General features: G+C 48.6%; 7 protein-coding genes. All 7 read right to left on the reverse strand.

Features of this window, described 5'->3' with window-relative positions; translation table 11 throughout:
- Positions 1 to 678 (reverse strand): 30S ribosomal protein S2 (gene rpsB / locus IJN28_07620; GenBank protein MBQ6713636.1); only part of this gene is annotated, 678 nt, incomplete at its 3' end.
- Positions 679 to 879: 201 nt separating this feature from the next.
- Positions 880 to 1,653 carry a GTP-sensing pleiotropic transcriptional regulator CodY gene (gene codY, locus IJN28_07625; GenBank protein ID MBQ6713637.1) on the reverse strand — a complete coding sequence of 258 codons (774 nt, stop codon included), beginning with the start codon at positions 1,651 to 1,653 and terminating at the stop codon, positions 880 to 882.
- A gap of 39 nt (positions 1,654 to 1,692) precedes the next feature.
- Complete coding sequence (gene hslU / locus IJN28_07630) at positions 1,693 to 3,090, reverse strand: ATP-dependent protease ATPase subunit HslU (GenBank protein ID MBQ6713638.1); 1,398 nt, start codon at positions 3,088 to 3,090, stop codon at positions 1,693 to 1,695.
- 16 nt (positions 3,091 to 3,106) lie between these two features.
- Entirely contained in the window at positions 3,107 to 3,637 is a 531-nt protein-coding gene (hslV, locus tag IJN28_07635) for an ATP-dependent protease subunit HslV (GenBank protein ID MBQ6713639.1), read from the reverse strand.
- A gap of 264 nt (positions 3,638 to 3,901) precedes the next feature.
- Positions 3,902 to 5,212, reverse strand: a complete 1,311-nt coding sequence (gene trmFO / locus IJN28_07640) for a methylenetetrahydrofolate--tRNA-(uracil(54)-C(5))-methyltransferase (FADH(2)-oxidizing) TrmFO (GenBank protein MBQ6713640.1) — start codon at positions 5,210 to 5,212, stop codon at positions 3,902 to 3,904.
- Positions 5,213 to 5,215: 3 nt separating this feature from the next.
- Positions 5,216 to 7,357, reverse strand: coding sequence for a type I DNA topoisomerase (topA, locus tag IJN28_07645; GenBank protein ID MBQ6713641.1), 2,142 nt, complete (start codon positions 7,355 to 7,357; stop codon positions 5,216 to 5,218).
- A gap of 14 nt (positions 7,358 to 7,371) precedes the next feature.
- Positions 7,372 to 7,632: hypothetical protein (locus tag IJN28_07650; GenBank protein MBQ6713642.1), on the reverse strand; the 261-nt coding region annotated here is incomplete at its 5' end.

Below are 7,632 nucleotides of genomic sequence, written 5' to 3' on the forward strand. Positions count from 1 at the left end.
CTGACGGCCTTCGATAACAGCGTCAGCCATTTTACCCGTCAAGAGTTTAACGGCACGGATAGCATCATCGTTACCCGGGATAACGTGATCGATTTCGTCCGGATCGCAGTTCGTGTCAACGATTGCTACGATGGGAATACCCAATTTTTTAGCTTCTGCAACAGCGATGCGTTCTTTGCGCGGGTCGATGATGAAGAGAGCGCCCGGCAATTTCTGCATGTCTTTGATACCGCCGAGGAATTTCTGCAATTTCGTCATTTCCTGACGGAGCAAGATTACTTCTTTTTTCGGCAATACGTCGAATACGTTTTCTTCTTCCATTTTTTCGAGTTCACGAAGACGGTTGATACGTTTCTGGATCGTCTGGAAGTTCGTGAGCATGCCGCCGAGCCAGCGTTCGTTTACATAGAACATATCGCAACGGAGAGCTTCTTCTTTCACTGCTTCCTGAGCCTGTTTTTTCGTACCAACGAAAAGGATCGATTTGCCTTCGCCTGCTACTTCGCGAACGAAGTTGTACGCTTCATCTACTTTTTTAACCGTTTTCTGAAGGTCGATGATGTAGATGCCATTGCGTTCCGTGAAGATGTACGGAGCCATTTTCGGGTTCCATCTTCTCGTCTGATGTCCGAAATGAACACCAGCTTCCAAAAGTTGTTTCATAGAAATTACTGCCATTTTGGTGCACCTCCTGTTTTTTCCTCCGCCATTCGCATATCCCGCGTCCACCGCAAAGGGCACAGGTCGGGATTGAAGTGGCGTGCGTTTTCTTTACACCGCTGTATATTATATCACACGGAACTTTTCGAATCAATCTTTTTTTACAAAGAAAATCCCCTCCGAAGCAGATTTTTCATGCTTTCGGAGGGGGCATATCACTTATTTTTTCGTCTTGCGAAGTTCGTCCATCAGCCACTCGTTAAGTACGCGAATATATGTACCTTTCATGCCGAGCGATTTCGACTCGATAACGCCCGCACTTTCAAATTTGCGAAGTGCATTGACGATGACAGAGCGCGTGATACCAACGCGGTCTGCGATCTTGCTCGCAACGAGAAGACCTTCGTTGCCGCCCAGTTCGTTCAGGATATGAACGACTGCTTCCATTTCGGAATAAGACAGTGTTGCAAGAGCGACTTGTACCGTTGCTTTTTTGCGCGTTTCTTCTTCTTTCTTTTCACTGCGATCGCGAAGAAGTTCCATACCAACAACAGTTGCACCGTATTCTGCCAAAATGAGATCGGCCGTTTCGAACTCTTTGTTGAATTTCGCTACGATAAGCGTACCGATGCGTTCACCCGCACCGTAGATCGGTACGACCGTCGTAAATTTGTCTTTGAACAGACATTCTTTCGAACGTTCGAACGTACACATACCGCCTTTCAGTCTTGTGTTCGGAAGCGTTTCCGTAACAGACATCAGCCATTCGACATATCGTTCGGGGAAGTTACCCACCTTAACCACGAGATCGATCATCAGATCGCACTCAAAACCGTCTTGCAGCGCGTGTCCAAGCACCTTGCCCTCACGATCCATGATGTAAAGGTTCGCTCCCAAAACGTTACCAAGTACAGCGGATATCTCGTTATAGTTCATTTTTTCGGCTTTTTGGAGAAGTTTGTTGATTTTTCGTGTGCCTTCCAGTATTTCAATCATGTTCCCAACCCGCTTTCTGTATTGTAATTTAAATTGTTACAAGATAAAATGACTCAAATCTTGATTCACGACAATATGCGACAGCTTTGTACTCACATATGCGCGATCGATCACAACTTCTTTTTCTTCAATATCAGGTGCTTCAAAGGCTAAGTCTTCCAATAGCTTCTCCAAGATCGTATGGAGTCTTCGCGCACCGATGTTCTCCGTTTCAGAGTTCACTCGACACGCGATCTCTGCCAATTCATCAATGGCATCGTCCGTAAACGTGATCGTAACGCCTTCCGTTGACAGCAATTCACGATACTGCTTCAAAAGTGCATTCGTCGGTTCCGTCAAGATACGGCAGAAGTCTTCTTTCGACAAGTTCGTCAATTCCACACGGATCGGGAATCGACCCTGCAGCTCCGGAATAAGATCAGACGGCTTCGACACATGGAACGCACCCGCCGCAATAAAGAGAATGTGATCCGTTTTTAAGGGACCGTATTTCGTCATGACCGTCGATCCTTCGACGATCGGCAAGATGTCACGCTGGACACCTTCACGCGATACATCGGGACCCGACTGACCGCCTCTGCCCGCTACCTTGTCGATCTCATCGAGGAAGATGATGCCCGAGCGTTCGGCAAGCTCTACGGCTTCTGTCGTAACGTCGTCCATGTCAATAAGCTTCTGTGCTTCTTCTTGTGCGAATATCTTACGCGCCTGTTTAACAGGCACTTTTCTTTTTTTCTGTTTCTTGGGCAAGATGTTCCCGATCATGTCTTGGATATTCATGCCCATCTCTTCCATATTGCCCGAACCGAACATACCGATCATCGGCCCACTGCCGTCTTCTACAGTGATCTCAACGAGTTCGTCTTCAAGCTCTCCATTGTCAAGACGTTTTTTCCACCACTTATAGCCCGCAGGCTGCTGTTTTTCTTCCGATTCAGCCACCTCTGCCGGTGCCTCGGCCGGCATATTCGCCGTCTGGAAGATCATCTCAAACGGATTCGGTGCCGTTTCTTTTTTCGTCGGCGGCAAGAAACAATGGATGATGCGTTCATTCGCCAGCTCCTGCGCTTTATCAGCCACAGCCTGCATCTTATTCAACTTCACCATGCGGATCGACGTTTCCACGAGGTCGCGTATCATCGATTCCACATCACGGCCGACATAGCCGACTTCAGTAAACTTCGTCGCTTCTACTTTGATGAACGGTGCATTGACGAGTTTTGCCAATCGTCTGGCGATCTCCGTCTTACCGACACCCGTCGGTCCGATCATCAAAATATTCTTTGGAATGATCTCTTCTTTCAACTCTTCGCTGAGCTGTTTACTTCTCCAGCGATTGCGAAGCGCAACAGCAACAGACTTCTTTGCCTGCGCCTGCCCAACGATATATTTATCCAACTCCCGAACGATCTGTTTCGGTGTTAATTCGCTCAAACTGATTCCCCCGTTCCTATAACACTTCTACCGTAATATTGTGATTCGTATAAATGCAGATATCGGCCGCAATATCAAGCGACTCCTTGACGATCTGTTCTGCCGACAAATCGGAGTGCTTGACGAGCGCACGAGCCGCACTCAAAGCGAACGAGCCGCCCGAACCGATCGCCGCAATATTATCGTCAGGCTCGATGACTTCACCATTACCCGATACGACGAGCATTTTTTCCCGATCCATTACGATGAGAAGTGCTTCCAAATTACGCAAAACACGGTCTGTGCGCCATTCTTTGGCAAGCTCTACCGCAGAGCGCATCAGATTCCCGTTGTATTCTTCCAATTTCGTTTCGAATTTACCGAACAGCGTAAACGCATCGGCTACCGAACCTGCAAAACCTGCCAAAATTTTGCCATGATACAAGCGACGTACTTTTTTGGCTTTGTGTTTCATGACCGTATTTCCGCCGAACGTTACCTGACCATCCCCTGCGATCGCAGATACACCGTTTTGTCTTACCGCAACGATCGTAGTTGCATGGAACATACTGTAATACCTCCATTCTTCTTACCGACAACAACGATTACCGTTTTCACATCTATCTCAGCTATGGTTTGACTATATATGATAAACGCAAAATGAGGCTGCGCATAAGTCAAACACGAGCAATGTTATATCATTGTTCCTGTCCTTGTCTTTGCAGGCAACCTCATCATTTTATTGATCCATATTCAAATATCTGTTCTTAACGGTAAAGCGCCCACATTACTATATATTCTATCATACCATAGAATTTAGATTATATGCAAGCTATTGTCGAAAAACTTTGAATTTTTCCAGAGATTCGAGCGCACGATCGGCGATCATTTTATTCTTCAATTTTTTGTCGCGTATCTTCTGACCGAGCGGAGGAAGCAAGCCGAAATTGACGTTCATCGGTTGGAAGTTCTTGCCTTCCGCGTGCGTGATATAGTGGCAAAGGGCACCGTGTGCCGTATCTTCGGGGAAGATGAACGGCTGTTTGCCACACGCCAATCTTGCCGCATTGATACCTGCCATAAGACCGGATGCAGCCGATTCAACGTATCCTTCTACACCTGTGATCTGGCCTGCGAAGAAAAGACGCGGGCGGCTTTTGAGCTGAAGCGTCTGTTCGAGGACTTTCGGAGAATGGATGTATGTGTTGCGGTGCATCACTCCAAGACGAACGAACTCAGCATTTTCAAGCCCCGGTATCATGCGGAATACGCGCTGTTGCTCGGGCCATTTCAGGTGCGTCTGGAATCCGACGATGTTATAAAGCGTCGCCGCCGCATTGTCTTGGCGAAGCTGTACGACAGCGTAGGCTTTCGCGCCTGTTTCGGGATGATCGAGTCCGACAGGCTTCATCGGGCCGTAGCGCATCGTGTCGATACCGCGTTTGGCCATGACTTCGATCGGCATACAGCCTTCGAAGAATATCTGTTTTTCAAAGTCTTTGGTCGGCGCTTCTTCCGCTGTGGTAAGTGCTTCCCAGAAGGCTTTGTATTCTTCTTCATTGAACGGGCAGTTCACGTAATCGGCATCACCTTTACCGTAACGAGATGCACGATAGACTTTGTTCCAGTCGAGCGATTCACCCGTTACGATGGGGGCTGCCGCATCGTAGAAGTAGCAGTAGTTTTCACCCGTGAGCGTCGCGATCTCTTCGGCGAGCTTACCGCTCGTAAGAGGGCCGGTCGCCACGATGGTGATCTCATCAAAGTTGAGGTCGGTGATCTCCGTATTCTCGATAACTTCGATATTCGGATGCGTTTTTACTTTGTTCGTGATATATTGACCGAACGCTTCGCGGTCAACGGCAAGTGCACCGCCCGCAGGCACAGCACACGCGTCTGCCGCTTCCATGATGAGCGAGCCCATGCGGCGCATCTCTTCTTTCAAAAGACCGACTGCATTTTCAAGACCCGCCCCGCGAAGTGAGTTGCTGCAGACAAGCTCTGCAAAATAATCCGTATGATGGGCAGGTGATTTCTGATTCGGGCGCATCTCATAGAGCATTACCTGTACGCCTTGATTCGCCAACTGCCAAGCGGCTTCACTACCAGCAAGGCCTGCTCCGATAACAACGACTTTTTCCACGATCTATTCCTCCGATTTGGAAGCGGTCTTGCGTTTGCGCGTGGCAGGTTTTTTCGGTTTTTCCGTTTTTTCGCCTGCGCGCGTCGGACACGCTTCATTTGCACAATATTTTTTCGTAAATTTCCCGCGATAGCCGTGACCTAAAAGGAATGTTCCGCACTCAGGGCACGTTTCTTTAAGAGGAACGTCCCACGTGACGAAATCACATTCGGGCCAGTTGTCACAACCATAGAAGATGCGTCCGCGCTTCGATTGACGTTCGACGAGATGACCGCCGCATTTATGGCACGTCACGCCCATATCTTTGACGATCGGTTTCGTATTGCGGCACGTCGGGAAGTTTGGACAAGCCAAGAACTTGCCGAATCGGCCTTGCTTGACGACCATGAATTCACCGCACTGCTCGCACTTCACGTCGGATACTTCTACGGGAAGCTCGACATGACCGATGGCTTCATCAGCTTTGGCAAGCGTTTCGGCGAACGGTTCATAGAATCGTCCGAGGACTTCTTCTTTCGTATATTTGCCTTCGGCGATCTCGTCAAGCTGTGTTTCCATCTGTACCGTAAACGGAATGTCCACGATATCGAGGAAATATTCTTTGAGAATATCCGTCACGACGAATCCAAGCTCTGTCGGGACAAATTTTTTATCTTCTTTATCAACGTATCCGCGGCTTAAGATCGTTTCGATCGTCGGCGAATACGTACTCGGACGGCCGATCCCTTTTTCTTCGAGAGCCTTGACGAGCGATGCCTCCGTATAGCGCGGCGGCGGCTCGGTGAAGTGCTGTTTCGGCTCAAATTTTTCTGCTTCGAGCTTCTGTCCGACTTCAAGCGGCGGGAGCGTAACATCCTTGTTCGTTTCTTTTTTATCCTTGCTCTCCGAATAGAGCATCATAAAGCCTGCGAATTTAAGGTGCGAACCGACGGCCTTAAGACCGTATCTGCCTGCACCGATATCGACTGTCACGGTATCGTATACGGCAGGTACCATTTGGCTTGCCATGAATCGTTCCCAGATAAGGCGATACAGGCGAAGCTGGTCGCGCGACAGGTACTCCGTCAGGTCCTTCGGCATGAGAGCCATCGTCGTCGGACGAATCGCTTCATGCGCATCCTGCGATTTTTTCGCCGAATAGGACGGTACTTCGGCAGGTACATATTCTGCACCGTAGACAGTGCCAATAAGTTCTCTTGCTTCTGCCTGTGCAAGCTCCGACACACGGACCGAGTCGGTACGCATATACGTGATAAGACCGACAGGGCCTTTTTTACCCAGCTCAAGACCTTCGTAGAGCTGTTGCGCCAGCATCATCGTTTTTTTCGATGTAAAGCCGAGCTTGCGTGCCGCTTCCTGCTGCAGACTGCTCGTCGTAAACGGCGGTGCGGGATTGCGTTTGCGCTCGCGTTTTTTTACATCGATCACTTCATACGAGCTTTTCGTAAGGTCGGCGAGGATCGCATCGGCTTCTGCTTTCGTATGGATCTCTATCTTTTTATTATCTTTCGCTACCAGCTGCGCTTCGAACGAAACATATTTTTCCGATTTGCGAAGGTATGCGCCGATCGTCCAATATTCTTCGGGAATGAATTCGAGTATCTCTTGTTCGCGGTCGCATATCATCTTGACTGTGACCGACTGTACACGGCCTGCGCTTAACCCCTTACGCACCTTGCGCCATAAGAGCGGACTAAGCTGATAGCCCACGATGCGGTCGAGCATACGACGCGCCTGCTGTGCATCGACACGATCCATATTGATGGGACGCGGACTGCGCACGGCACTTTTGATGGCAGGTTTCGTGATCTCATAAAATTCGATACGGCATTTTTTATCTTCGGGGATACCCAAGATATGTGCCAAGTGCCACGCGATCGCTTCCCCTTCTCTATCAGGGTCAGACGCGAGATATACTTTATCGGCACGTTTTGCCGCTTCTTTCAGACTTTTTATCAAGTCACCTTTGCCGCGAATATTGATATACTTCGGCGTGAAATTTTCTTCTATATTAATGCCAAACTGACTTTTCGGCAGATCGCGCAGATGTCCCATCGACGCTTTTACCGTATAGTTTTTGCCCAAAACTTTTTCGATCGTTTTGGCTTTGGCAGGGGATTCCACCACAACTAATGTCTTACTCAATCAGACAGACCCTCCTACTTGATGCGGATATATCGTTGCGCCGAGTCTTCTTTCACGAGTCCGCGCAACATCAGTTGAAGCACGATAAGCGCGATCTGCCCAATATCAAGGTTCGTTCTCATCGCTATCTCTTCCGTGCTCATTGCATAATCATACTGTAATGCAGTATGAACCATATGCTCCTCTTTTGTCAATGAAATTTTTTCAACTTCTTGTTTCGTTGTACTTATTTGATATTCATCAAGAATGTCTTGTCCACAGGTGATCGGCTTGAC

Source organism: Selenomonadales bacterium (assembly GCA_017442105.1).
Lineage (GTDB): Bacteria > Bacillota > Negativicutes > RGIG982 > RGIG982 > RGIG982.